The organism is Vibrio toranzoniae (assembly GCF_024347655.1).
GTDB lineage: Bacteria > Pseudomonadota > Gammaproteobacteria > Enterobacterales > Vibrionaceae > Vibrio > Vibrio toranzoniae.
Window position 1 is genome coordinate 677,073 of sequence record NZ_AP025515.1, and the last position, 26,929, is coordinate 704,001.

Here is a 26,929-nt window from a genome sequence, read left to right on the forward strand (position 1 = left end):
TTACCAAACCTTTACAACCCAAAGTGAGTTGGCATTGAACGGCCGTATGGAAAGCACTCCAGTGTTCAACTGTTCCAATTTGGTACACCCTCACTGTTACGACATGGAACAGTCATGCACCTTCAACAAGCAAACACCTCAGATTGGCTTTCGTCTTCTTGGCACCGCAGCACAGAAGCGGGGCTAAAACAGAGACGACTTCCCGAAGATATTCGCCTGCCACAGTCGATTCTTAAGCAGCGACGTCATCAATCCTCAAGCTTGATTCAAATCGTCGAGAGCAATGCACTGCCTCTGTTTAATCAGATGTTTGCACGTACCGACAGTCGTTTGATCTTGACCGATATTGAAGGGGTGATTCTGGCTAGTTGGGGACAAGAGCGGTTTAGGGAAAAACTGACTTCGATTGCACTCAGCTCTGGTGCATGTTGGCAGGAACAACTCAAAGGCACCAACGCCATTGGCACTGCGATTGTGGAAGCCAAACCTGTGACCATCATTGGTGAGCAACACTTCATCCACCAGCATCGGTTTATCAGTTGTTCAGCAAGCCCAGTATTTGATCATCAAGGGCAAATGGTTGGGGTATTGGACATCACTAGCGAGCAGCAACAGCACGACAGTTCGGTGCAACTGCTGGTTCAAAATATGGTTCAGCTCATTGAGAATCAGTTATTGAGCCATATCCCACAAGGCACCACTCGTATTGACCTCGCGTGTGAGAAATCGTTATTGCACAGTGGCTGGCAAGGGATTGTAATAGCCAATGAAGCTGGAGAGGTGGTCGCGCACAATCAGGTCGCCTCTCAACTGCTGGATCAAACCTCGATCGTCGGCGAGTGCATCGACACTCTATTCAACCGAACCTCATTAGACACGCCTTTTGTATTTGAAAAACAGCACCTCAAACGAACTACTACCAAGCGCACACGCTCTATTTCAGCATCGTGTGATTTGCACTATGGGGAGCAACAGATAGAACACGCTTGGCAGCAGGCCAATAAGGTTATCGATAAAGGGATTAGCCTATTAATCCTAGGAGAAACAGGCGTCGGCAAGGGCGAGTTTGTTAAGGCGTTACACAAGCAAAGCCAACGCAAATCTTCGCCACTCGTGGCGGTGAATTGCGGTGCACTACCAAAAGATCTCATCGAATCTGAATTGTTTGGTTACGCCCCGGGGGCTTTTACTGGAGCAAGCCACAAAGGATTCCAAGGTAAGATCCGCCAAGCGGATAACGGTATTCTGTTTCTCGATGAGATCGCCGACATGCCATTAGAGGCTCAGTGTCGACTGCTGCACGTTCTACAAGATAAGTCAGTCGTCCCTGTAGGTTCGAACCAAAGCTACCAAGTCGATTGCCAGATCATCGCGGCCACCCATAAAAACCTCGAGCAGTTAGTCGCAACCGGAGAGTTCAGACAAGATTTGTACTACCGTCTAAACGGCTTAGCCTTCACTTTACCAAGCCTGCAACACCGACAAGACAAACACGCCTTAATCGAGCACATTCACAATAAATACGCAGAAGATGAACAGACAATCTGCCCGCACTTAATGAGTTTGCTGTGCGCCTATTCCTGGCCCGGTAATATCCGCGAATTGGACAACTTACTTAAGGTTGCAGCTCTATTGGCAATTGATGAACCACAACTCACGCTAGAACATGTACCTAGCCATCTTGCTCAACACCTCACGTCATTAGCGCAAGATGATCATCATAAGTTCATCACAACCAATGCCATCGAAGGTAGGCCAAAGTCCGATTTAAAAAGTACCGTTGAAGAAACCTTGCTGCAAACGTATCAAGCCAACCAAGGCAATATCAGCAAGACTTCGAGAATACTGGGTATCAGCCGCAATACCATTTATAGAAAACTGAAAAACTTGGGGATTCTTTAGGAAGTGCGCGGAAATTACTCAGAGTCCAACTCGACAAGTTGATTGAGTACTTCTTTGTCTAATACAGGATGATGCTTGCTCGCTAAGATCAGCACAATATCGACCGAAGGTAACGGCGGCATGTCGTCGAGGATTTTCAGATCCGGGGTCACACTGAGTTTGCCCATCGCACCAATCGCTAATCCTACTTTTACGATAGCGCGCTGCGCCGAAGCCGTATTGCTGCAAGCCAACAGTTGATAAGGCGTACCCTGCTTGGTTAAGCCATTCACGGCCGCAGCATGGTACTTACAATCCGTTTGGAACAGAGCCAATGGCACAGGCTTGGAATTATCAAACGCATAATCAGGGCTGCTTATCCATACTCCGATGTCACTGGTGAGCCAATACCCCTCCTCGCTGTCGGGCGCTCGGGTGACAATCGCGGCATCGAGCCTGCCATCATCTAACCATCCTCTGAGCGTAATACTTGGCAGGCTGAATACTTGGATTGAACAGGTAGGTTCTGCTTGCTGCAACAGGCGAATCACTTTCGGCAAAATAGTATCGTTATAATCTTCAGGGCACCCCAACCGAAGCGGCTGTTTGTCTTCATAACGCTTCACTTGTTTAAGCGCAATATTATGGAGTGCGACCAACTGCTCCGCATGAGAACGCAGCGCTAAGCCCGCTTCAGTAAGCACTAAATTACGCCCCTCTTTTTGAAAAAGAGTGACGTTAAGCTCTTCTTCTAACTTACGCATCTGCGCACTGAATGCCGACTGGGTGCGATTAATCTGTTTCGCGGCACGCGTGAAGCTGCTGGTTTCCACGAACGCGAGAAAGCCTCGCAAAGCATCAATATCCATATTGAAATCACCACCCATCGTTTTTATTAATGTCTGTCATCAAAATTATCCGTTAGTGCGCCGCAATACAATCCCCTAAGCTCAAATGCATACCCACCAAACGCAAGGAAGCATCTATGCAGCTTTATATCGCAAACCAGAACTACTCAACTTGGTCACTTCGCGCATGGCTCATATTCGACCATTACAACCTCAACGCAGACATTGTTAAGCTCAAGCTGTTCACCTCAGATTTTTACGACACGTTAGCGAAAGTGACACCGACAGCCAAAGTCCCGACCTTAGTTGATGGCGACGTTGCGGTGTGGGATTCATTGGCAATTCTCGAATACGTTAACGATGCCTATTTGAATGGTGCAGCCTGGCCAACTTCCGTTGCAGAACGCGCCCTCGCCCGTGCAATCTCGGCAGAAATGCACTCTGGATTTTTTAACATCAGAAATGAGTTACCAATGAACTGCCGAGCCAAAAGAAAGCTCACGCTGAGTGATGGCGCACTGAAAGACATCGCTCGCATCGACGCAATATGGTCTGCACAAGTGGAACAATACCCAGAGGGATGGTTGTTTGGTGAATGGTCGATTGCCGATGCGATGTATGCACCTGTAGCACTGCGCGCAGAAACCTATGGCATCCAGCTTTCGGAAAAAGCCCAGCAGTATCAACAACGCGTGCTCAACAGCCCATCAATACAAAAATGGCTAGCAGAGGCGAGCTTAGAAAGCGATGTGGTTGAAGAAGATGAAGCTGGGGAGCCTATGTAAAATACCGCCCCTTTCAAGGCTCACGACTCTGTGAGCCTTCCTATAAACCACATTAATGTAGTCGATTGTGATCGCCTAATCACAATGTGCAGACCTGATTGTTTATATTCAACAAAATTCAAATCATTAAGATAAACATCATGTTACGAGCAACCATCGCATTACTCAGCGTGACCAGTTTCGCTGTATCTGCCAATGTCACCCTTCCCTCTGGAGAAAACTGGCTCAACCATACGACAGAAGGCTTAGCGCCTTACTGGCTAATGCCTAGCGCACAGGGAGAACCGATAGGCAACTTCCCGACTTTCCGTTGTGATGATGGAACATTGCTTGATGTTTCTAACGTTTGTCCTGAGTTAGACAAAGGCTGGATCACGCCGCACTTTGGTAAAGAGTTCACACGAATGAAATCACGCCAGACCTATACCTATGGAGTGCTCTACCACCTTACTGGCAATAAGCAGGCATTGGCGCTCGCCAAGCAAGGGGCTTACTACCTTATTGAACACTTAGAAGATCAGCAAAATGGCGGCTTCATCAGCTTCACTAAAGATGGTAAAGCAGGATTGGAGTGGCAACAGCGAACGGCTCAAGATCAAGCGTATGCACTGGTTGGATTGGCGATGTACTACTATCTCACCCAAGACAAACAGGTAGAAGAAGCGCTCATCGCCCAACAAGCTTTTATCTTTGATAAATATCGACTTAGCGACAACAGCGGCTTAGCGTGGGTACTTGCTGACGGCGAAGATAGCAAAGCCACACGACGTGAATTGGTCGCGCAACTTGATCAGGTTAACGGTTACATGCTGTTAGTCGCTCCCCTGCTAAAAGAGCCCACCAAGACACAATGGCTTGATGACCTGAATTGGCTCACGCAAACCATGGTCGAGCACTACCACTCCGAAGATGAACAACGCTTCTACGGTGCCATTCACAGCAAAGCAGCCAAGATGCCGAACGCCAATCACAACGATTTTGGACACACCATCAAAGCGTATTGGATGACTTATCTTACGGGCCAAGCATTGGATAATTCCGAATGGAAAGAATTCGGTATGAATGGGATGAAGCACACCTTAGACCAAGCTCAATATCAGAAAGAGTTCGTGCGCGTATCCCAATATTTTGGCGAAGAACTTCAGAATGCATGGCAAGGACAAGATATTACGGGCTGGCAAAGCAGACCAAACACGAACTGGGCGTCATCATGGGAATGGGCAGAGCTCGATCAAGCCGCAATGACGGTTTCGCTGATCGATGGCTCAATGAAAGATGTCCTGCAATACACACTACCGACGTTTCATGATGTATGGGTTGATCACAAATATGGCGGCGTAGGGCTTGAACCCAAACGCACTAAGGCTTTCCACTGGGGTAATGGCTATCATCAATTTGAACATGCGTTGATCGGTTATTTGTATGCTCGACAAAAGGAAGGTAAACCCGCTGTACTTCACTACGCAAGGCCAACCAATAGCGAGATTCCATTGGAACCGTATTACTATCATGGGGATGTGGTGAAACTAGATAAACTTGGGGATGGCTCGCAGGCAGTCAGCTTCAGTAATATTCGACCTTAGCGTTGGTTGTTTGCTCTAAATGGACTTGAGATGCAGGGCAACAGGGAATGGACAAGGTCAGAGAGTTAGCGCAATAGTGATGTCGCAGACCAAACAAAAGCCGCTGTTGAACAGCGGCTTTCTTGATGAAGATAAACGGGGTTTAATCGTCTAGCCCTTTAATTGGGCTCATCGAGTGATAAACGGTGTTCACGTCACCAGTCATCGACAATGAACTCAAATCATCAATGAAGAAACGGCTGGTCATTGTGTGCTTACCGCCATTGATAAAGATTTCGATCACTGACTTATCAACATAAACCTCGATGGTTTGCTTAATGCTCAACCTCGGAGCTTTTCTCACCGAGCCAAACTCTTCCGCGTAGAGTTGAGACATCTTACTGCGATCAAGCATGAACTCCGTTTCCGTGGCACTGAACACGATGTTATCACCCGCAGCATTAGCAAGCGTTAACTCAAACTCGTCCGTTTCCGTTTCAAGCTGAACCATGAAGCTGGTTGTATCCAGTTCAACAACGCTCTCAACCGCAACTGCTTCGCCTTGTAACGCTTTCAATTCAGGTAAAGCCGATTGCACCAGATAACCATCTTGGATGTGAAGCTCACGTGGCAACGACAACATGCCCGCCCACTGATGCTCATTAGATGGTGTATCAATCTCAGGCAGACCAATCCAAGCAATCAGAATGCGGCGACCTTTATCATCTAAGTAAGTCTGTGGTGCATAGAAATCGAAGCCATAATCTGGCTGCGCAATATCTTGATGGTTTTCCAGTTCTACCGAATCAAGATTTAGGCGGTCACCGACAATATAAGCCACCGAGTAGATGTTTTTGAAATCGTATGGGTTTTCGCTAGACACACCTTGTGGAGAAAACAGCATCACCGACTGATTGTCTATTTCAAAAAAATCTGGGCATTCCCACATATAGCCAAGATTGTTGTAACGAGTTTGAATTGGACCTTTGTGCTGCCAATTCATCAGGTCTCGACTGCAATATAAAGCCATTGAGCCAGTCTTTTGAGGCGTTTGAGCACCCACAACCATAAGGTAATCGTCACCCTGTTTCCACACTTTTGGGTCGCGGAAATGTTCGGTGTAGTGATCGTTTTCGATAACCACGCCATGCTTTTCTATTTTGCCGTCAGCAGACATCTTGGCAAAACATTGAGTTGGCACTCGCAACCAATTTTCATCGCGCTTGTTCCCCGTAAAGAACAACAATGCATTGTCGTTTTCAACCAATGCACCACCAGAGTAAACACCATGAGAGTCGTAATCTTGGTCTGGGTGCAGGGCAATGCCGTGGTCTTCGAAATGAATGAAGTCTTTGGTGGAAAGGTGGTACCAGTACTTCATACCATGAACTGGGCCAACTGGCGTCCATTGGTAAAATAGATGGTGATCATCATTAAAGAAACACAAGCCATTCGGATCATTAAGCAGACCAAACTTAGGCGCAATATGGTAGCTCGGATAGCCAGCATCTTGTTTACGAAGATTGACCATCTCATCAATACTGTCTTGTGCAACCTCTTCTATACGACGATATCTTTGCTCTACCGTCCAGTTCGAGTTCAAACTCATACACTCTCCTCGACGGCATTCGTATTTGAAGCGTCTTTTTGAATAAACTGAGTGAGAGCCTCTTGCGTTGGAAGTGCGGTCATTGCGCCTTTTTGCGTGGTTGCCAGTGCACCGCAACCATTCGCCCACAGGATTGCAGAATCGACAACTTGTTGATTATTCCACTCTTCATGTTGAGAAAGCTTTGCAAGCAAACCGCCAACAAAAGCATCGCCTGCGCCCGTGGTATCCACTGGCGTCACTGAGCGACCTGAAATCAACACTCCTTGTTTTTCAAATACTCGCCAAACGCCTTTCGCGCCCTGCGTAACTAAAACAAGCGTGTTGTTAAGATCTGCAATGTTAGCCAATCCTTGTTCCATCGAAGTTGAATCGGTTAAGAAATCCAGCTCTTCTTCTGAGAATTTAACCACATCAGCCAATTCAACCGCTTTCATGACCACAGACTTAATTTCAGATGGGTTTTGCCACACTTCATCACGAAGGTTTGGATCGAAGCTGATGTAACCGCCCGCGGCTTTCATGCGTCGGATCGCTTCGAAGGTACTGCTTCGGCTTGGTTCATTAGCCAAAGAGATCGAGCAAACGTGTAGCCACTCGTTTTTCTTAAATTCGGGAATATCTTCAACAGACATAAACTGGTCGGCACTTGGCTTAACCATAAACGTAAAACTGCGCTCGCCTTGGTCATCAAGATCAACCACCACGGTTGATGTGCGTTGTTCAGGGTCCTTCACCAAACGCTCGGTATCCACACCTTCCTTTTGCAGAGTCACTTCCATAAAAGTGCCAAACGGATCGTTACCCACTCGGCCAAAAAATGCGCTTTTGCCTAAAAGGCGAGAAATCGCTACCGCGACATTGGCAGGAGCACCGCCCGGACATTTCAATAATGTCGCGTCAGTCTCCGGAATGAGGTCGACGACGGCGTCTCCAGTTACCCAAACTTGATTCATCTTTCTTACCTTAAAACTGAAAATCATGACAATCGAAAGCAGTAGCAACCGAAAGCAAGGTGACACCTCACGCTGTCATGTAAAAATATAAAAAGGCTAGCTAAGCCAAATCACCTAGCTAGCACCCCAAAGCTTAGGAAATGAAATGAAAAGGGGGGCTTCACTTCTAGGGAGAAACGTTAAGCTGTTGCTTTAATGTTTTACTTGCTGCTCTCACGCAAACCTAAAACAACGGTCAGTGCAAAGGCAGTCACAAACGCGATAATCATACCTACCACGTAGTAGCCAATTTTTTCTGGCGATATTGAGATGATGCCAGGAATACCCGCGGCACCCAGTGCTTGTGCTTTCACATTGAACATCGTGATAAATGCGCTTGAAACCGCAGCAGCACAAACCGCAGCAATGAATGGGTAGCGAAGCTTCAAGTTCACGCCGAACATGGCAGGCTCAGTAATACCAAGTAAACCGGTCACACCAGAAGGAATCGCGATACCTTTCATTTTCTTATCTTTACTCATGAAACCAACCGCCAGTGCCGCTGCACCTTGTGACACGTTAGACATCGCCGCGATAGGGAAAATGAACGTACCGCCAGTCGTTGCGATATCCGCAAGCAGCTGAGTTTCAATAGCAATAAAGCTATGGTGCATACCAGTAATAACGAACGGCGCATAAATCAAACCGAACACCGCACCACCAATGAAGCCAGCGCTGTTGTATAGCCAGTTAAGACCATCACCCAGTAGGAAGCCGATATCACGTGTAAATGGACCCACAACCGTGAATGTCAGTAGGCCAGTCACGAAAATAGCCAGTAGCGGCGTTAGCAAGTTATCCAGAACCGAAGGAATAACTTTACGTAGGCCAAGCTCAACTTTCGCTAGAATAAACGCAGAAACAAGAACGGGCAGTACTGAACCTTGATAACCCACTTTCTCGATTTCGAAGCCTAGAATGTTCCAAACTGGAATGCTGCCCGACACCGATGCGCCACCGAAGCCCCAGCCGTTAAGCAAATCTGGGTGAACCATCAACATACCTAAAGCCGCGCCAAGGTATGGGTTACCACCAAACTTCTTACTCGCTGAAAATGCTAATAAAATAGGTAAGTACACAAAAGGGGCATTAGCAAATGTATTGATCATGTTTGCTAAGTCGGTCAAACCCGGATTAGCGTCGATTAAAGATTTGCCATCAATGAACAAGCCTTGAGCCGTCAATAGGTTGTAGATACCCATCAACAAACCACCAGCAACAATTGCCGGAATGATTGGTACAAAGATATCAGACAGACCTTTCACCGCGCGTTGCAGAATATTTTGGTTATCAGCACCTGCAGACGCCACATCGTTGGTCGACATTTCCGTCATTTCAGTCAGCTTAGCCAGCTCAGCATAAACTTGGTTAACGATGCCTGAGCCAAAGATGATCTGATATTGACCTGCTACTTTAAACTGGCCCTTAACCCCTTCTAGGTTATCAATCGCCTGTTCATCAATTTTATCTTGGTCTGCAACCGCAAGACGCAGACGAGTCGCACAGTGTGCAAGTGCGGTGATATTACTTTTACCACCTAATAGAGAAAGCAGCTCTTTTGCTATTTTTGGATAATTCATTACATACCCCATTGGATTATCATTTGAGCTTTTGAATTTTCGGGAACGTTTGCAAAACAAATTTTTGCTTAGAAATAACAAATGATCAAAGATAACTGCTCAATACTGTGAGAATGATCTTCAAATTATCTCCCTAGAATAAGAAGACAGGGTTAAAATCCCCTAATGACAGGTGAATTTGATGCTCTGTTTGCAAACAATCCCAAAACTAAAATTACAATTGGATAATGAATAATGGCTAGTCTTCATGATGTCGCTCGTCTCGCTGGAGTTTCCAAGTCGACGGTCTCAAGAGTAATCAACGATGAGTATGGCGTAAAAGACGCAACCAAGGTGAAGGTGCGTAAAGCGGTTGAAGAGTGTGGCTACCTCCCAAATCAAGTCGCTAAAGACTTAAAGTCTCAAAAAACCAACCTAGTTGGCGTGATTGTTCCTAGGGTTTCTTCTCACGCCACCTCTCAGGGTGTCGATGGTTTAACCGCCGTCTTAGAGCAAGCGGGCAAGCATGTTTTATTAGCGAGCACGCACCAAACACACCATAAAGAACTTGAATATATTCAAATATTTAACCAAAAACGCGTTGAAGGCATCATCCTGTACGCCACCCACCTCGACAACAAACTAGTCAAAGCGATTCAAAGCTCTGCTGTGCCGGTGGTATTGGTGGGTCAAGACGGCTCAATGTTTAACATCCCAAGCATTGTGCACGACGACACTCGCGTAGGGTTTGAAGCGGGTAATCGCCTCATAGCGAAAGGTTGTAAGCATATGGGATTCATCGGCGTGCAAGGCGATGATATTGCGGTTGATAAGATGAGATCGGAAGGCTTCGGTCAATCGCTTCAATTTAACGACCTCACACTGCAATTTCACGCCCGTGGCGACTTCACCATAGAGTCAGGTTACCAACTGGCTAAACAGTCTCTAAAAGAGCACACCAAGCTCGATGGCCTGTTCTGCGCAACTGACCGTATCGCAATCGGTGCGATCAGAGCCATTCAAGAAGCGGGCCTCGTTCCAGGGAAAGATGTCTTGGTACTCGGCGTGGGTGACGATGAACTTGCTTCAGTATGCACACCAACGCTGTCTACGTTTAACTATGCGTTTGATAAAGCGGGAGAAAATGGAGCCAAGCTGCTGCTCGACCGTATTGAGAAAAAAGGCTTTGAAATGAGCAAGATGGTGTTGACCTTCACCACTATTAACCGAGAGTCTTGCTAGCAATTTATTTCAGAGATCAGGTTATCCCAAGATAAAAAAATGCCAACCTTCGAGTTGAAACGATAAGGTTGGCATTTGATGATGCGACTATCACATCATGATTAACACTCTCTATCTAAACGATATATCAGGCAATTAGAACCAAGTTTCCATCTGCAGTGCAAACAGAACCTCGCCGCCCTCTCCCATCGTTGCAGCATCTGCTTCAGTGCTGATCGAGTAACCATTCAGGTCTTCACTCCAATCCACATAGCTCACAGCGAAACGCAGTTCTGGTCGGTCAAAGAAACCAGTGCTAGTTGAAAGCTTCAGTGTTGGTGCCACTGTCGCTTTGTAGAAACCGCCGCTCGCTTGCTCTGTCGAGTTGTCCAAATCCATGTACTGCAATGAACCTTCGTAAACCATCTCAAAGTTCTCTGTGAACTCTTGAGCCAATCGAACGTTTAAAGAAGCCCATGTGAACTCGTCATTCTTCTTCAGACGATCTTGGCTATGCTCTGCCATTAATGCAGGTGCTAAGCGCCAATTGTCGCCAATGCGAGTGACACCGTAGCTAAACAGGCGAACGGCTTTTGCGTCATCCAGTAGATCACCATTTGAACCGATGCCTTTTAGCTCTGCGCCTAGGCCGCTACCCACTAACATACCCGTTTTAGAGAAACCTTCGCTCAGACCAAAGAAGTTGTCTCCATGGTACGCAAACATTGCGTGTACACCGCTTTCAGCTGCGCCATTTAAGCGGCTATCGTTGTCTGCTGAGGTCATGCCACTCAACATCACTTGCCATTGACCAATACGGTTATTCATGGTTGCAATGTAGTTTTCTACATCTGTTGATGAGCTATCAATCTCGCCAAAATCTCGGCCATAAATAGAAAAATTTGCTTTCCAGTTGTCGCTCATCTGAACGTCATAAACGCCCGCACCAGTACCTGATAAGAAGACAATATCCGAATCGAAAAAGTGAATATCAAAGTTGTCGCGATCGAATCGTTTACCCGCCCAAAACGTTGCTTCAGAAAACGCTTCGGATTCAGAGAACATGCTCAGGCGGTTCAGTTCTGAATACACTTGTCGTACATTCAACTGGCTTTCACTGGCTGTCCATTCATTATTTGTTTCAGTACTGTCGGCCAACATGATACGAAACAAAGCACTAGAACCATCATCCGCAAAACGCTTATGAATCAAGTTCGCTTCAACGTAATGATCATCTTCCACACCAAGTCGTCCAACTGGTGCACCAATCGCACCCGCCGCTGTCATGTAAGGACCAGTACCTGTCGCGCCGTTTAGGTCGTCGTTGATCAATAACCCAGAGCGTGCATAGCCGTGAAACTCAAACGAAGAAGCCTTTTCATTGGCTTCGGTAGAAACCTGCTCCGTTTGTGCAACTCTTTGTTCTAATTCATTAATACGTTGCTCTAATGCTGCAACGTCTTCACTTGCTAATACCGATGTAGTCATTAGCCCCATTGTTACAGCAACCGCTAAAGTGTGTCGTTTCATTCTTATGTTCTCACGTTAATTTTTTTGGATTGTTTGCAAACGTTCCCAAAATAATTCGTAAGCGTATTTCGGCTTATACTTTTGATGTACAAGCTCTATATCGAAGAAGAAATAGAAATCAGTCGTGTTGATTACTTCACTTTTTTATCTGGGTGGATGATAGATCGATACTTTCGGGAACGTTACCGAAAATGCATAATTCTGATAACTTTGTCACAAGTGAAATTGATTAATGGGCGAAAAATAGTGTCTCGCGCACACTAGCGATCTCAGAAAAATAGAGAGAAAATCCAGTACGATAATTAGGAAAGGCGCTACAAAATGCAACGGGTTGGCTATAAAGATTAAAGCCTGAGCAGCGATTTTTCAGGCTTTTAAAAGGCGTTCGTTGGTAACAATAGGTCGTTTTTGAAAAGTGTATGACATTAACTAACGTAACAGTTTATAGAAGAGTAAAGCGTTTAAAAGACTACTTCCTCTTGCCCTGCTCAACCAGTTTCTCATTCCATGCCGTATTGCCGTCGCGCTTGGAGACATCGTATTCTGCACAAAACTGGGATATGGTCATATTGTTGTCGCCAGTCGCCAATTTCAATGCCAACTGGACTTGTTGAAGCTTGCTTTGCAGACGCAGGATCTGACCTGCATTTGGGCTTTTTTCTTTGGCATACTTTAAGGCTGCATGTTTACGCTCTGCCGCGCCCGCCCTGCGATCCGCTTCTGATAAAAGATATTTTAGTTGGGCTACACTTTTGCCCTTCTTGAAGGCGGGATCAAGTAGTTCAACGCATTCATCAAAAGATGGATCGATAACGTAGGGGTCAACTTTATGAGCTTGTTGACGCATCCACTCTAGTGCGAGTTTTTCATCTGACATAATTAAATCTTTACCAAAGAAATAGCCCTATATGGTATCGCTCAATAGCAAACCGCTGCAATAACAAATTGAATAAGTTCGTACCTTTCTAGTTTGAACCTAGTGGCAAAGACTAGCTGATCGCTAGAAAGCTACATTGCGTATATATAGTTCAGTTAATAAACAAGTCGTCAAAAAAAAAAATGAGAAGAAGAGAAGATATGAAGGACATGACCCTTTCAGGACAAGATATCCAAGCGATGGATCAGCGTGAGCGTGCTCGTTTAATTAATTCCCTATCGGGATTCAAAAGCGCAAACCTTATTGGTACCTGTGATAAACAAGGGCTAGAAAATCTTGCTGTGGTGAGTTCTGTGGTTCATATGGGTTCGAATCCACCTTTGTTTGGCTTCATAGTCCGACCTGCAGAAAGTCGCCGCCACACATTAGAGAATATCCTAGAAACTCGACACTTCACCATTAACAGCATCGGCGCTGACTTTGTTCAAAAAGCGCATCAAACCTCGGCTCGTTATCCAAAGTCGACATCCGAATTCAAAGCTGTCGGGCTCACTCCGTACTATGACGACATGTTCCCCGCGCCGTTCGTATTAGAAAGTGCTCTTAAAATAGGCTTGGTTTTGAAAGAGCAGATATCAATAAAGAGCAATCAAACACAAATGTTGATTGGTGAAGTTATTACGATTCAATCCCCCAAGCGTGTCATGATGCCCGATGGCTACCTTGATTTAGAAGCGTTAGATTTAGTCACAATCTCTGGGCTTGACAGCTACCATGTTACACAAAGGCTGCATCGGTTAAGCTATGCCAAGCCAGACAAGTCTCTGTTTCCGCTGACACGAGAAGGCAGTCCAACTTCATGGGAGGCTTTTGAATTCAATCTAACTCATTTTGTTCTGTAATTGGCCGCGAAAAGTGCTAACTTTCTCTGCTTAACCCAGTTGTCCTACAACATGGCGACACGACATCTAAACCCTGCACTTTGCACCCAATTCCAAGGACCGCTTTGAAGTTAACCCACTTTAAATACAAGACGCGCAAAGGCCCAGACTACCGACATGGCGACCAGGTGTCTTTTATGGACATTAAGCAGACTTTCGGTATGGGCAGTATTCGTGTGGGTGCTTGGGTCACCAAAGAAGAAAAAGAGTTAGCTGCGAATCTGATATTCGATTCACTAGCAGACCTGGCTTATATCTTGGCTCTGCCACCAGAAGCGATTGGCCTGCGGGGCACGCTAGGTTTAGCGTTTGGCAGTGGTGGCAGAAAAGGCGTGCAAGCACATTACGCACCGAACCAAAGAGAATTAGCGCTCGCTAAGAACGCTGGCGCAGGTGCACTCGCCCACGAATTTTGGCATGCGTTTGACCACTACATTGCTGAAAAGGCGTTTGAGATTGGTGACACCTCTGGCCCAAGAAAACACATCTTATTTGCCACTGACTGTTGGCTACACGATAGAAAGGTACGACCTCATCCATTAAATGAGAGTTTGATGTCTCTGTTTGACGCCACATTGCTCAGCGACAATAACTTGGACAAACACGATTATGTGGCTCGCAGCGTTATTGCCGATAAAGCGACATCTTCCCGTTACTTCTCATTGCCAACGGAGATGATGGCTCGTGCTTTTGAATCCGCAATTGAGTCCTGCTCAGATATCGAGAACTCGTATCTGGTCGACGGCACAACAAAGGTAGACATGTTCCCTCTGTACCCCGACCTCACTCATAGAGAGGAAATCTACAATGCGATGCTGGGCTATTTTGCTCCGTTAGGACGCTCTTTAAGTAAGTAGCCTCTTACGCCAGTAACATTCTGGATAAACAAAGCGATGAATCATTTTGGACAGCACATGACCAAAGGTTCGAAAGCGTTTATAGTCGACACAAACTTCAACACACATGATTCAGAGGCAGTAATGATCCGTTGGCCATCTTTAGTAAAACTCGACGGCGATGATGAGCTTATTTACGTCGCATCCGAGAATGATTTTCAGGCAGAATGCTCAGACATGATCGTGGGCGAAGATGATTACCTCATCGATTCTGAAGGTGACAGCTACGCACTTCAATCGAGCTCAAACCAACTGTCTCTAGCGAAACGAACAGACCAGTATTCGGTTGAAAGCGTGACCAAACTGATTCGAAACCACGAGTTCCAAAAAGCTGAAGTGTGCTTGATGAAGATCCACTTCCTAACGATAGAAGAAGCGATTCAGTCTTTGGCCTTTGAGCCTCGTTAATATTGGTTATTAATTCGAAACCTAGGTTCCAATCAGAACTTCCAAACAGTACAAACAAAAACAGCGCCAATTTAGGCGCTATTTTTCGTTTCTTATCTCGCTAGCAGATTAAGCGACAAGCAGTTACATTAAGCGATAAAAATCTGAGCCAGTGCGTAGCCTAAGCAACATGCGCCGACGACACCGATTAAACCCACCGACATGAATGAGTGGTTGAAGTACCACTTACCAATCTTGGTGGTGCCAGACACATCGAAGTTTACCGTTGCGATGTCAGACGGGTAGTTCGGGATGAAGAAGTAGCCGTACACCGCTGGCATCAAGCCGATAAGCAAGGCTGGATCTAATCCTAAGCCAAGACCCACAGGTAGCATCATACGTGCAGTCGCCGCTTGCGAGTTCACCACAACCGACACAATGAATAGCGCTAGTGCGAACGTCCATGGGTAGTTGGTTACCATTTCCACGATGCCAGATTTGAACTGAGGCATTGCGTATTGGAAGTAAGTATCCGACATCCAAGCGATACCGAAGATAGCAATCGCCGCCACCATACCGGATTTGAATACCACGCCATTTGGCACATCACGCGGGTCAGTTTTGGTCGCCAATAAGATGATACCACCGAAGCAGAGCATCATCATTTGGATGATCACTGACATCTTGATTGGCTTGTCGCCGTCTACGATGGTTCTGATCTCAGGCACCATCGCCACAATAACAATCACGACAATCGACAGTAGGAAAATCAAAACCGCATTACGAGCCGAAGTTGGCAGTACTTCATCCAAAGATGTCGCCGTCGTGTTTTCAATACGCTTTTTCCACTCAGGATCTTTCAAGCGCGCTTGATAATCAGGATCGTCGTTCAGTTCTTTACCGCGTTTCAAGCTGTACAAAGATAATAAGAATGTACCGAACAATGTCGCAGGAACCGTAACCAACAGAATAGAAAGCAGAGTAATAGAGTGTTGGACATCTGAAAGTTGCGCAAGGTAATACACCACAGCCGCCGAGATTGGCGATGCGGTAATCGCTAATTGAGACGCAACTGAAGCCGCTGCCATCGGGCGCTCAGGACGAATCCCATTCTTCAATGCCACATCACCGATGATAGGCATGATTGAATACACCGCATGGCCAGTACCTAATAAGAAAGTCATCGAGTAAGTCACAAACGGAGCTATCAAGGTAACGCGTTTCGGATTCTTCCTTAACACCCTTTCGGCTACTTGCAGCATGTATTTCAAGCCACCAGCCGCTTCAAGAATAGAAGCACAGGTTACCACCGCGAGAATGATCAGCATTACGGTGACAGGTGGAGACGTTGGTGGCATCTTGAAAACAAACACCTCAATAACCAAGCCAATACCAGAAACAACACCTAAGCCAATACCGCCATACCGGGACCCGATATAAAGTACAACTAATAAAAATAGAAACTCAAAGTACAACATAAGCAACCTTACGAAAAATATGGACTAGTACTATTTTCTCGGTAAGTTCAGCAATTTACTTATTGTTTGATCACACTCTTATTTCAGGCTCACGCTAATTGTTTTTTATAAGATAATGGTCACGCTAACAAGACTGTAAGTTTATGAATTGTAATAGTAATCTAGCCGATAGACCTATAGTTGTTATGTATGATAACCATTATTGTATCTGTTAGAACAACATGGCCTATAAAATGCCACATTCATAACTGAACGGTATTATTTAAACTGAAATCAATCACATTCCAAGTCATTTAGTGGCATATAACATCGCCAACTCCTCTGATTATTACTCAACGCTGACTCGCCTATCCCTAGACACTATGTCAAAATAATCCCCCTAATGACGACAACACATAAAGAACCACGGATATGAATTTTCAAGCCGCTATTTTTGACATGGATGGATTGCTGCTCGACACCGAGCGGCTTTGTATGCAAATTTTTGAAGAAGCATGTCACGCGCAAGGTGTGCCATTTTTGCAGGATGTTTATCTAGGCATCATTGGTTGCAACGCAAAAACCATTGAACAGATCTTTAGAAATGGCTACGGTGAAAGCTTAGATTACCCAGCGCTGAACAACGAATGGCGCACGCGCTACAGTGCGATTGTTAAGCATCAAGCTATCCCTGTAAAAGATGGTGTGATTGAGCTGCTAGAGTGGCTAAAATCGAATAACATTCCAATCGCGGTGGCAACCTCTACTCAGCTCGATATCGCAAAGAAGAAGCTTGAGTTGGCTGGTCTGGATTCTTACTTCACCTCATTAAGTACAGGCTGCGAAGTGACTCACGGTAAACCTCACCCAGAGATTTACTTGCTGGCGGCTGAGCGCCTAGGCGTTGCTCCTGAAACTTGTCTTGCATTTGAAGATTCAAACAACGGCATTCGCGCATCGATGGCAGCGAACATGATCAGCTTCCAGATCCCAGATTTAGTGGAGCCTTGTGAAGAAGTAAAAGCGCTTGGACACACGATCAGCCCTTCTCTGCATGATGTGTTGGAGCAACTGCAACAGGCCGCAGCTTAAAAGCACATCACATCAAATAAAGGCCAATATTAAGCCGACTCACAGAGTCGGTTTTTTTGTTGATATTCCTTTTATAAAAGATAAAAACTCGCGCTTGAAACTGTTAAAGTCGATATGAAATAAATGCTAGGTGATAAACAACATTACTAACGTCTAAAGGTGGGGGGAAGGGACGCGTGAACGAAAAAATTGAAGGCCAACTGCTTGATTTTGCAAAGCAAGAAATGACACAAGATGCAGCGCACGACATTAGCCACATTAAGCGCGTAGTCAAAACCGCTAAGGCTTTGTGTGCTCAAGAACAGGCTAAGCTTGAGGTCGTTTTACCCGCCGCTTACCTTCATGATTGCTTCACCTTTCCTAAGAACCACCCAGACAGAGCCCAAAGCTCACAAATGGCAGCAGACAAGGCGATCTCTTTCCTCCAATCTATCGACTATCCCGCATCCTATCTCGACGAGATCCATCACGCGATTGTCACGCACAGCTACAGCGCCAACATCACACCTGAAACCTTAGAAGCTCAGATAGTCCAAGATGCCGATCGCCTAGATTCTCTCGGAGCAATTGGTATCGCTCGCTGCTTGTATGTGGGTCAGAGCTTTAACGCAGAGCTGTATAACCACAAAGACCCATTCGCGAAGCATCGTGACTTGGATGACAAGCATTACAGTGTCGACCATTTCTACGTGAAGCTGTTTAAACTCGCTGAAACCATGAATACAGAATCTGCCAAGTTAGAAGCCAACAAACGCACTGATTACATGCGCGGCTTTCTTGATCAACTGGCCTCAGAGGTATAACACCTTGCGGCTTAAAACTATTTAGCTGTTTAATTGATTTGAAGACAGTAAGTAGCTTAGGCTACTTTTCATCTGCAAGTTTGACCCCATATCATTAAGCATTGCTACACACTCAAGATACACAGATGTAATTTGGAACCTTCAATGACCCAAGAAAAATTCGACACCATTTACCAACGAGCAGCTCACCGTAAAGGCGGCGCAGCAGAGCTCGAAAAGATTGTTCGCGCGCCACTGTCTCAGGCCGAACTATCACAAATCACCGACGACCGTTGGCTTGCAGCCTTTACCGAGAAGGTATTCCAGTGTGGTATTTCGTGGAATGTGGTGAGAAAGAAATGGCCGCAATTTGAAGAAGTATTCTTTGAGTTCGATATCGAAAAGATGCTAATGCTGCCGAATGAGATGTGGGAGCAGAAAGCGCAGGATCCACGTATTATTCGCCATCTCACTAAGGTGATGACTATTCCTGCCAACGCCATGATGATTCACAATGCCAAGCGTGAAGCGGATTCCTTCTCACAAATGGTTGCCGACTGGCCTTCAGAACGCATTACAGAGTTGTGGGATTACCTGAAGAAACACGGCAAGCGATTGGGCGGAAATACAGGCGCCTACACCTTGCGCCAAATGGGCAAAGATACGTTCATCTTATCTTCTGACGTGGAAGCGCACCTACGCAGTACCGATGTGATCGATAGCGGTCGTAACACCAAGCGAGCACAAGTCGCGGCAAGTAAGGCTTTCAACGAGTGGCAGCAGCAATCAGGTCGTAGCCTGAGCGAGATCAGCCAGATAGTTGCTTACAGCTGCGGTGACAATCGAGTTTAGTTACGAGAACACCCTGGTATCGCTGTTGCACAACCTCATGCAGCTCGATATGCACCTGTTTTTGTGCAAACGACATGTTATAAATCATTAACAAACAAGCGTGCATCGCACTTTCATTCAGTAGCATTGTATAGATAAATGTATACAATATAGAGTAACACTCATGAAATATACTCGACCCATCCTCTTCGACTAAACAAGGGCCCTTATCTCTATGACAGCTCTCAAAAATTCTGTCTCCAAAGGTGTAAAAACGAAAGTAACCGGCCAAACTCAAGACGATGTTGTTTACTGCCATATCTTCGACGCGATACTAGAACAAAGGCTGCCACCGGCCACAAAACTAAGCGAAGAAGCGCTAGCAGATATCTTTAGTGTAAGCCGTACTATCATCCGTCGTGCCTTGCTACGTCTCTCTTTAGAACAAGTTGTAGTGATCCGCCCAAACCGAGGTGCCGTCATTGCTGCTCCAACGGTAGACGAAGCCAAACAGATCTTTAAAGCACGTGAAGTGATGGAGATAGCGATCACTGAACTTGCAGTGAAAAACGCGACCAAAATACAGATAGAAGAGTGCAGAAAGTTGGTCGCGAAAGAGAACTGCGCCTTCGACCAAGGCGACTATGGCTCTGGTTTACGATTGTCTGGTGAGTTCCACATTAAACTGGCCGAAATGGCAGAAAACGCACCTTTGCTCGCTTTCCAACGCAGTTTAGTGTCGCAAACCTCACTGCTGATCGCTCAATACGAAACAGGTAACCACTCAAACTGTTCTCTAGACGAACACTCAGGGTTACTGGATGCGATTGAGTCTGGCAACGAACAACAAGCGGTAGAGTTGATGCACGAGCACCTAAGTCACATTCGTTCTAAACTCAACCTAGACAGCAGTACGGCTTCTAGTGACCTGCATGTGGTGTTCTCAGATCTGCTTAAGAGCAAGTCATAGAAGATTCAACAAGCGATTAACAACCATCTGTTAACAACTTTTGTTTACAAAACAGGAGAGAAGTAAACCTCAGCGTTTACTTCTCTTTTTTATGCCCTCCCCATAATGATAGACGCGAAGATCGGCGCATTTTCGCCTCAAAACACTGTCGATTCTGGCCTAAATAGCGCTCTTAGCTTCTACAGTATTTGATCCGCCAATGCCAAAAATCTTGTCTTTATTTTGTATACATAACCATTAATTCATTCGCACCACAAAACTCAGCACTTCCAATTTAAATCCCAATAAAACAAACAACTACAGCCAAAATTAAATTGTATACAATATATCAAACCTTAACATTGTTGCATTTTTGTAAATAAATAGTTGACCGTGAGGTCAGGATGGATAATTATTGAGTTAGAAGTCAAAAAGAATACACATGGAAATATGTCGATTTACAAGGAGGTCTCTTGATTACTTTTTTGCTCAATCAGGAAATAAGACGTGAAGACAATCTGTCACCGAACATGACAGTGCTCAACTACCTTCGTACCAAGGTTAATAAAACGGGTACCAAAGAAGGTTGTGGGTCTGGTGACTGTGGCGCATGTACCGTCGTTTTAGGTGAAGTGGTTGATGGACAGTTGCAATACCGCTCGGTGAACTCTTGCCTTACGTTCGTTTCAGCGCTGCATGGTAAACAGCTAATCACAGTAGAAGATCTACAAAACCGAGATAAGTCACTGCACCCAGTGCAAAAAGCGGTGGTTGATTTTCACGGTTCACAATGTGGTTACTGCACGCCGGGCTTCATCATGTCGATGTTTGCGCTAGGCAAAAACAAACCCGATGCGAGCAAAGAAGACGTCATGGAATCACTGGCGGGTAACCTATGTCGTTGTACGGGCTACCGACCAATTGTTGATGCTGCGATGTCGCTTTCAACAGACCAACCTTTGATCGACCAATTCGCTGAGCTTGAACGCAACACCATCAAGAAGCTAGAAGATATTCAAGACACCGAAGCCAACTTACGCCTTGGTCACCTCACCGCTTTTTCCCCGAAAAGCACGGATGAGTTAGCCAAGCTTTTTCAAGCGCACCCGAACGCTAAGCTTGTTGCTGGCGGCACGGATTTAGCGTTGGAGGTGACACAATTCCATCGCGAGATTGAAACACTGATCAGCGTAAACCTTGTTGAAGACATGAAGGTATGCGAAGAGACCGACACCGATTTAATCATTGGTGCCAACCTACCTATCAGTGATTCTTACGCACTACTGAAAAAACACTATCCAGATTTTGGTGAGCTACTGCACCGCTTTGCTTCACTGCAAGTGCGTAACCAAGGCACCATTGGCGGTAATGTGGCGAATGCCTCACCTATCGGTGATACCCCTCCTCTGCTGATTGCCCTTAACGCGAAGATCAAACTTCGCTGCGGAGATGAGTCACGCACTATGCCGATTGAAGATTACTTCATCAGCTACAAAGTGACGGCACAAAAAGAGAGTGAATTCATCGAACAGATCATCATTCCTAAACCAACCAACGACAGCTTCCGAGCTTACAAAGTGTCGAAACGTTTAGACGACGACATCTCTGCGGTGTGTGGCGCGTTTGATATTCAAATTGAAGATGGCAAGGTTTCTTACGCTCGTATCGCTTTCGGCGGTATGGCAGCAACGCCTAAGCGTGCAACTCGTTGTGAAAATACGTTATTAGGTAAACCGTGGACAGACGCTAATATTAAGTTAGCGATGCAGGAACTGTATAACGACTTTGAGCCACTATCTGATTTCCGTGCAAGCCAAGAATACCGTTCACTGTCGGCAGCAAATATGTTGCGTCGTTACTTCATTGAACAGCAGAACAAAAACAACCAAATCGAAACAAGGGTAACGTCTTATGTCTAAATCAAATTCCTCTGTTCACAAGAGCAATGCGATGACCCACGAAGAGATGGTTACCATTGCAAAACAAGACCTAAAAACTGGCGTGGGTAAAAGCGTTAAACACGACAGTGCAGCCAAGCAAGTAACGGGCGAAGCGGTATATATTGATGACCGCCTTGAGTTCCCAAATCAGCTGCACGTATACGCACGCCTGAGCACGCAAGCACACGCCAACATCACCAAGATAGATTTATCACCGTGTTACGAATTTGAAGGCGTGGCGATTGCCATTCAAGCCAAAGACGTACCGGGTGAGCTAGATATCGGCGCCATCCTACCGGGTGACCCGCTGCTTGCAGACGGCAAAGTAGAATACTACGGCCAACCTGTGATTGCCGTGGCAGCCAACGATTTAGAAACCGCACGTAAAGCCGCACATGCAGCCATTATTGAATACGAAGAACTACCCGCGATTCTTGATGTCAAAGAAGCGCTAGAGAAAGAGCACTTCGTAACAGAAAGCCACACTCAACAGCGTGGTGACTCGAAAGCCGCATTGGCAAAAGCAAAACACGTAATCTCTGGTGACCTAGAGATCGGCGGACAAGAACACTTCTACCTAGAAACCCAAATCAGTAGCGTGATGCCAACCGAAGATGGCGGCATGATCGTGTACACCTCGACACAAAACCCGACCGAAGTTCAAAAGCTGGTTGCGGAAGTGATTGGCGTACCGATGCACAAAGTCGTGATTGATATGCGCCGTATGGGTGGTGGTTTCGGTGGTAAAGAGACCCAAGCAGCCTCTCCAGCGTGTATGGCTGCGGTGATTGCCCACCTCACAGGCCGACCTACCAAAATGCGTCTGCTGCGTAATGAAGACATGCAGCAAACCGGTAAACGCCACCCGTTCTACAATCAATACACCGTCGGTTTTGACGACAATGGTGTGATTCAAGGTGCCGACATTACCGTTGCAGGTAACTGTGGCTACTCACCAGACTTATCAAGTTCTATCGTCGACCGCGCCATGTTCCACTCAGACAACGCTTATTACCTAGGCGATGCAACTGTGGTCGGTCACCGATGCAAAACCAATACAGCATCGAACACCGCTTATCGTGGCTTTGGTGGCCCGCAAGGCATGATGACCATTGAACACATCATGGACGAGATTGCGCGTTACCTGAAAAAAGATCCTTTGGAAGTACGTAAGGCGAATTACTACGGCGAAGAAGGCCGTAACGTGACCCATTACTACCAAACCGTTGAAGACAACTTTTTACCTGAGATAACCGAACAGCTTGAACGCAGCAGTGACTATCACGCACGTCGTAAAGACATCGCTGAGTTCAACAAGCAAAGCCCTATCTTAAAGAAAGGTCTAGCGATCACACCAGTGAAATTCGGCATCTCGTTTACTGCAACTTTCTTGAACCAAGCAGGTGCGCTCATCCATATCTACACCGATGGCAGTATTCATTTGAATCACGGTGGTACGGAAATGGGGCAAGGCTTGAACATCAAAGTGGCACAAATCGTTGCACAGGAGTTCCAAGTCGATGTCGAACGTATCCAGATCACCGCTACAAACACAGACAAAGTTCCGAACACATCACCAACCGCAGCCTCATCGGGCGCCGACCTCAACGGTAAGGCCGCGCAAAACGCCGCAATAACCATTAAGCAGCGCTTGATAGACTTCGCTTCTTCGCACTTCAAAGTGTGGCCTGAGGAGGTGGTGTTTAAGAACGGTATGGTGCAGATCCGCGATGAGATCATGACCTTCAACTCGTTTGTTGAACTGGCTTGGTTTAACCAAATTTCGCTATCGAGCACGGGCTTCTACCGCACTCCAAAGATCTATTACGATCACGAGAAAGCGCGCGGCCGCCCGTTCTACTACTACGCGTATGGTGCCTCTTGTTCAGAAGTCATCATCGATACCCTAACCGGCGAGAACAAAATTCTGCGTGTCGATATTCTGCATGACGTGGGCGCTTCATTGAACCCTGCAATTGATATCGGCCAAGTTGAAGGTGGCTTTGTGCAAGGTGTCGGTTGGTTAACAACGGAGGAGTTGGTGTGGAACCAGCAAGGCCGATTAATGACCAACGGTCCGGCGAGTTACAAGATCCCTGCGATTGCAGATATGCCGATTGATTTCAGAACGCACCTTTTGGAAAACCGCAGCAACCCAGAAGACACCGTCTTCAACTCGAAAGCCGTGGGTGAACCGCCTTTCATGTTGGGTATGTCGGTATGGAGCGCACTGAAAGATGCGATTAGCTATGTCGCTGTCGACGGCGCGATTCCTAAGCTCAACACACCTGCAACGCCAGAGCGTATTTTGATGGCGATTCAGGAAGTCACTGAAACGGCTCCGACTTCGGTCGATGCTCAATCAGAAACGGCTTAGGGCTCATATCGCTCGTTTAGCGTAGGAAGTTCAGAAGGGATTTAGGAGGACATATGTTTAAGGATAATTGGATTCACGAACTGGCAAAACTGGAAGAGAACTACGAACCGTGTGTGATGGTGACAGTGCTTGAAGACAGAGGCTCAGTGCCGCGTGATGCAGGTACCAAGATGCTTGTCACTCGTGACCGAATCATCGCTACGATTGGTGGTGGTCACCTTGAACATGTGGCCACTAAAATGGCGCGCGAAATGCTGATTGCCAGCGAAAAATCGCTCAAAGTGGAACGCTTCAACCTAGGTGCTCGTTTAGGTCAATGTTGTGGCGGTATGGCTACATTGAGCTTTGAACCGATTGGCACTCAACAGAATCACCTTGTGCTGTTTGGCGCAGGCCACGTAGCCAAAGCGCTGCTACACATTGTCGCAACCTTGCCCTTCCGTGTGACCTGGATTGATGAACGCGAAGAAGTATTCCCTGAAACGCTGCCACACGGTGTGAAAAAACTTGTCTCAGACGATCCAGTCGGCGAAGTAAAACATATGCCGCCGAACAGCTATTACCTAGTGATGACCCACAACCACCAGCTCGATTTCGATTTAACCAAAGCGATTATCGACCGTGAAGACAGCCGTTACTTCGGCATGATTGGTTCGCTCACTAAGCGTAAAAAGTTCGACTTCCGCTTAGAGCAGCGCGGCTATAGCCAAGAGCAAATTGAAACCATGATTTGTCCGATTGGCATTAGTGCGGTGAATGGCAAACATCCGGCTGAAATTGCGGTATCGGTTGCGGGTGAATTGATCGCACACTATCAAGGACAAGCGCTTGAACAAAAGCGCCCAACCAAACAATATCGAAATCAGGATTTGACCGATCAACACAGTCAACCAAGCGACGTAGGCGAACCACCATTGGAAGAGAAGATCGCCTAATACAAGTCGCAAAGCTTCAGTGGCCATAACGTCGCTGAAGTCATTAAAAGGAAGTAAACATGACAACGCAACGCAAAGCTTATCGCGCCAGTATTTTACACAGCGTAGCCGACCCAAAAGACGTCGGTATCGATGAGTCTTACGACTATTTTGAAGACGGTGTTTTAGTGGTAGAGAACGGCCACATCGTCGACTTAGGCCATGCTGATGATGTATTGGCTCGCCAGCCTAAAACACTCGAAGTAAAAGAATACAAAGACAAGCTGATCACCTCTGGCTTTATTGATACGCACATCCACTACCCTCAAACGGGGATGATCGCGTCTTACGGTGAGCAGCTACTCGATTGGTTAGAGAACTACACCTTCCCAGAAGAAAAACGCTTCAAAAACCCAGTCTACGCACACAAAGTGGCGAAGCTATTCCTAGACGAACTAGCAAGCAACGGCACCACCACAGCACTCGTGTTCGGTACCGTGCACAAAGAGTCGGTTAACGTTTTCTTTGAAGAAGCTGAGAAGCGTAATCTACGTATGATTGCAGGTAAGGTGCTAATGGATCGCAATGCGCCAGACTACCTCACCGACACACCAGAATCAGGCTATGTCGACTCAAAAGAGCTGATCGAAAAGTGGCACAAGCGCGGTCGTTTGCACTATGCCGTAACGCCTCGCTTCGCGCCAACCAGTACACCAGAACAACTCGAAACGGTAGGAAAGCTGCTAGAAGAATACCCAGATGTGTACATGCACACTCACCTTTCGGAAAACAAGAAAGAGATCGATTGGGTATTAGAACTGTTCCCAGAGCGCGACAGCTATTTGGATGTATATGACCACTATGGTCTGCTGCACAAACGCTCCGTATTCGCACACGGTATTCACTTATCTGACTGCGAATGTAAACGCCTGGCAGATACCGATTCGGCAATCGCTTTCTGCCCAACTTCAAACCTGTTCTTAGGCTCAGGTTTGTTCAAGCTACCAAAAATGGAAGAACACGGAATTCGCGTGGGAATGGGGACCGATGTGGGCGCAGGCACCAGCTTCTCAATTCTGCAAACTATGAGCGAAGCCTACAAAATCATGCAGCTCCAACAAGAGAAACTGCACCCCGTTAAATCGCTGTTCTTAGCGACATTAGGTGGCGCACGTTCTCTGCATTTAGAAGATAAAATCGGTAACTTGGAAGTAGGAAAAGAAGCCGATTTCGTGGTGCTCGACTTACACGCCACCCAATTGATGCGCTTTAGAATGGAACAAGCGACCAAGCTTGAAGAAAAGCTATTTGTATTAATGAGCTTAGGTGACGACAGAACCGTCAGCGAGACTTACATCTACGGTAAGAAAGCCTACGATGTGAATTTCAAAGACTACAAGAAGCTCGTTAGCTAGACTGAAAACCGAGTAACAATCGCTAGACAGCGACAACCGTCGTTAATTAAAAATCCGTCCAGATTTATCTAGCCTCTAAAG

Annotated in this window: 22 protein-coding genes; 15 read left to right on the top strand and 7 right to left on the bottom strand. The window is 46.3% G+C overall.

Going from position 1 to position 26,929, the window contains the following annotated elements; all coding sequences use genetic code 11:
- Positions 1-114 precede the first annotated feature (114 nt).
- On the top strand, positions 115-1,902 hold the full coding sequence (locus OCU50_RS17440) for a sigma-54-dependent Fis family transcriptional regulator (RefSeq protein ID WP_060468984.1): 1,788 nt from the start codon (positions 115-117) through the stop codon (positions 1,900-1,902).
- A gap of 14 nt (positions 1,903-1,916) precedes the next feature.
- Here OCU50_RS17440 and OCU50_RS17445 read toward each other — a convergent pair whose 3' ends face one another.
- Positions 1,917-2,768 carry a LysR family transcriptional regulator gene (locus tag OCU50_RS17445; protein ID WP_060468985.1) on the bottom strand — a complete coding sequence of 284 codons (852 nt, stop codon included), beginning with the start codon at positions 2,766-2,768 and terminating at the stop codon, positions 1,917-1,919.
- A 98-nt stretch (positions 2,769-2,866) separates the two neighbouring features.
- Between OCU50_RS17445 and OCU50_RS17450 the strand changes: the two genes are divergently transcribed.
- Together OCU50_RS17450 and OCU50_RS17455 are read left to right on the top strand one after the other, a co-directional pair.
- Positions 2,867-3,514 (top strand): glutathione S-transferase family protein, encoded by a 648-nt coding sequence (locus OCU50_RS17450; RefSeq protein WP_060468986.1) that lies wholly within the window; start codon positions 2,867-2,869, stop codon positions 3,512-3,514.
- Between the two features lie 140 nt (positions 3,515-3,654).
- Positions 3,655-5,097: an AGE family epimerase/isomerase gene (locus tag OCU50_RS17455; protein WP_060468987.1), complete on the top strand. Its 1,443-nt coding sequence runs from the start codon at positions 3,655-3,657 to the stop codon at positions 5,095-5,097.
- A gap of 142 nt (positions 5,098-5,239) precedes the next feature.
- Here OCU50_RS17455 and OCU50_RS17460 read toward each other — a convergent pair whose 3' ends face one another.
- The 3 genes from OCU50_RS17460 to OCU50_RS17470 all read right to left on the bottom strand — a co-directional run bounded on the left by OCU50_RS17460 (position 5,240) and on the right by OCU50_RS17470 (position 9,260).
- Positions 5,240-6,685, bottom strand: coding sequence for a sucrose-6-phosphate hydrolase (locus OCU50_RS17460; RefSeq protein WP_060468988.1), 1,446 nt, complete (start codon positions 6,683-6,685; stop codon positions 5,240-5,242).
- Entirely contained in the window at positions 6,682-7,641 is a 960-nt protein-coding gene (locus tag OCU50_RS17465) for an aminoimidazole riboside kinase (RefSeq protein ID WP_060468989.1), read from the bottom strand. Before OCU50_RS17465 ends, OCU50_RS17460 begins: the two co-directional genes overlap by 4 nt.
- Before the next feature lie 200 nt (positions 7,642-7,841).
- Positions 7,842-9,260 carry a sucrose-specific PTS transporter subunit IIBC gene (locus OCU50_RS17470; protein ID WP_060468990.1) on the bottom strand — a complete coding sequence of 473 codons (1,419 nt, stop codon included), beginning with the start codon at positions 9,258-9,260 and terminating at the stop codon, positions 7,842-7,844.
- A 234-nt stretch (positions 9,261-9,494) separates the two neighbouring features.
- Between OCU50_RS17470 and OCU50_RS17475 the strand changes: the two genes are divergently transcribed.
- Positions 9,495-10,481 (top strand): LacI family DNA-binding transcriptional regulator, encoded by a 987-nt coding sequence (locus OCU50_RS17475; protein WP_060468991.1) that lies wholly within the window; start codon positions 9,495-9,497, stop codon positions 10,479-10,481.
- A gap of 135 nt (positions 10,482-10,616) precedes the next feature.
- On the opposite strand, the gene OCU50_RS17480 is transcribed toward OCU50_RS17475, so the two are convergent.
- On the bottom strand, positions 10,617-11,990 hold the full coding sequence (locus OCU50_RS17480; RefSeq protein ID WP_060468992.1) for a carbohydrate porin: 1,374 nt from the start codon (positions 11,988-11,990) through the stop codon (positions 10,617-10,619).
- A gap of 469 nt (positions 11,991-12,459) precedes the next feature.
- Positions 12,460-12,867 carry a hypothetical protein gene (locus OCU50_RS17485; protein WP_017054885.1) on the bottom strand — a complete coding sequence of 136 codons (408 nt, stop codon included), beginning with the start codon at positions 12,865-12,867 and terminating at the stop codon, positions 12,460-12,462.
- A 200-nt stretch (positions 12,868-13,067) separates the two neighbouring features.
- Between OCU50_RS17485 and OCU50_RS17490 the strand changes: the two genes are divergently transcribed.
- From OCU50_RS17490 to OCU50_RS17500, 3 genes are all read left to right on the top strand, one after another.
- Positions 13,068-13,769 carry a flavin reductase family protein gene (locus tag OCU50_RS17490; RefSeq protein ID WP_060468993.1) on the top strand — a complete coding sequence of 234 codons (702 nt, stop codon included), beginning with the start codon at positions 13,068-13,070 and terminating at the stop codon, positions 13,767-13,769.
- Positions 13,770-13,873: 104 nt separating this feature from the next.
- Positions 13,874-14,665, top strand: coding sequence for a CLCA_X family protein (locus tag OCU50_RS17495; protein WP_060468994.1), 792 nt, complete (start codon positions 13,874-13,876; stop codon positions 14,663-14,665).
- Positions 14,666-14,788: 123 nt separating this feature from the next.
- On the top strand, positions 14,789-15,112 hold the full coding sequence (locus tag OCU50_RS17500; protein ID WP_060469405.1) for a DUF4144 domain-containing protein: 324 nt from the start codon (positions 14,789-14,791) through the stop codon (positions 15,110-15,112).
- A gap of 128 nt (positions 15,113-15,240) precedes the next feature.
- On the opposite strand, the gene OCU50_RS17505 is transcribed toward OCU50_RS17500, so the two are convergent.
- Positions 15,241-16,569, bottom strand: a complete 1,329-nt coding sequence (locus OCU50_RS17505) for an anaerobic C4-dicarboxylate transporter (RefSeq protein WP_017054893.1) — start codon at positions 16,567-16,569, stop codon at positions 15,241-15,243.
- 411 nt (positions 16,570-16,980) lie between these two features.
- Between OCU50_RS17505 and OCU50_RS17510 the strand changes: the two genes are divergently transcribed.
- From OCU50_RS17510 to guaD, 8 genes are all read left to right on the top strand, one after another.
- Complete coding sequence (locus OCU50_RS17510; protein WP_060468995.1) at positions 16,981-17,640, top strand: HAD family hydrolase; 660 nt, start codon at positions 16,981-16,983, stop codon at positions 17,638-17,640.
- 176 nt (positions 17,641-17,816) lie between these two features.
- The gene (locus tag OCU50_RS17515) at positions 17,817-18,443 is read left to right on the top strand and encodes an HD domain-containing protein (protein ID WP_060468996.1); all 627 of its coding nucleotides are present in this window, start codon (positions 17,817-17,819) and stop codon (positions 18,441-18,443) included.
- Between the two features lie 144 nt (positions 18,444-18,587).
- Positions 18,588-19,274 carry a DNA-3-methyladenine glycosylase I gene (locus tag OCU50_RS17520; protein ID WP_060468997.1) on the top strand — a complete coding sequence of 229 codons (687 nt, stop codon included), beginning with the start codon at positions 18,588-18,590 and terminating at the stop codon, positions 19,272-19,274.
- Between the two features lie 214 nt (positions 19,275-19,488).
- A complete protein-coding gene (locus OCU50_RS17525; RefSeq protein ID WP_060468998.1) occupies positions 19,489-20,223 on the top strand; it encodes a GntR family transcriptional regulator in 735 nt (244 codons plus the stop codon).
- 452 nt (positions 20,224-20,675) lie between these two features.
- On the top strand, positions 20,676-22,121 hold the full coding sequence (xdhA, locus tag OCU50_RS17530; RefSeq protein ID WP_060468999.1) for a xanthine dehydrogenase small subunit: 1,446 nt from the start codon (positions 20,676-20,678) through the stop codon (positions 22,119-22,121).
- Positions 22,114-24,519 carry a xanthine dehydrogenase molybdopterin binding subunit gene (gene xdhB, locus OCU50_RS17535; RefSeq protein WP_060469000.1) on the top strand — a complete coding sequence of 802 codons (2,406 nt, stop codon included), beginning with the start codon at positions 22,114-22,116 and terminating at the stop codon, positions 24,517-24,519. Before xdhA ends, xdhB begins: the two co-directional genes overlap by 8 nt.
- Before the next feature lie 53 nt (positions 24,520-24,572).
- Positions 24,573-25,454: a xanthine dehydrogenase accessory protein XdhC gene (gene xdhC, locus OCU50_RS17540; protein WP_017630713.1), complete on the top strand. Its 882-nt coding sequence runs from the start codon at positions 24,573-24,575 to the stop codon at positions 25,452-25,454.
- A 59-nt stretch (positions 25,455-25,513) separates the two neighbouring features.
- Positions 25,514-26,848, top strand: a complete 1,335-nt coding sequence (guaD, locus tag OCU50_RS17545) for a guanine deaminase (protein WP_060469001.1) — start codon at positions 25,514-25,516, stop codon at positions 26,846-26,848.
- The last annotated feature ends 81 nt before the right edge of the window (positions 26,849-26,929 follow it).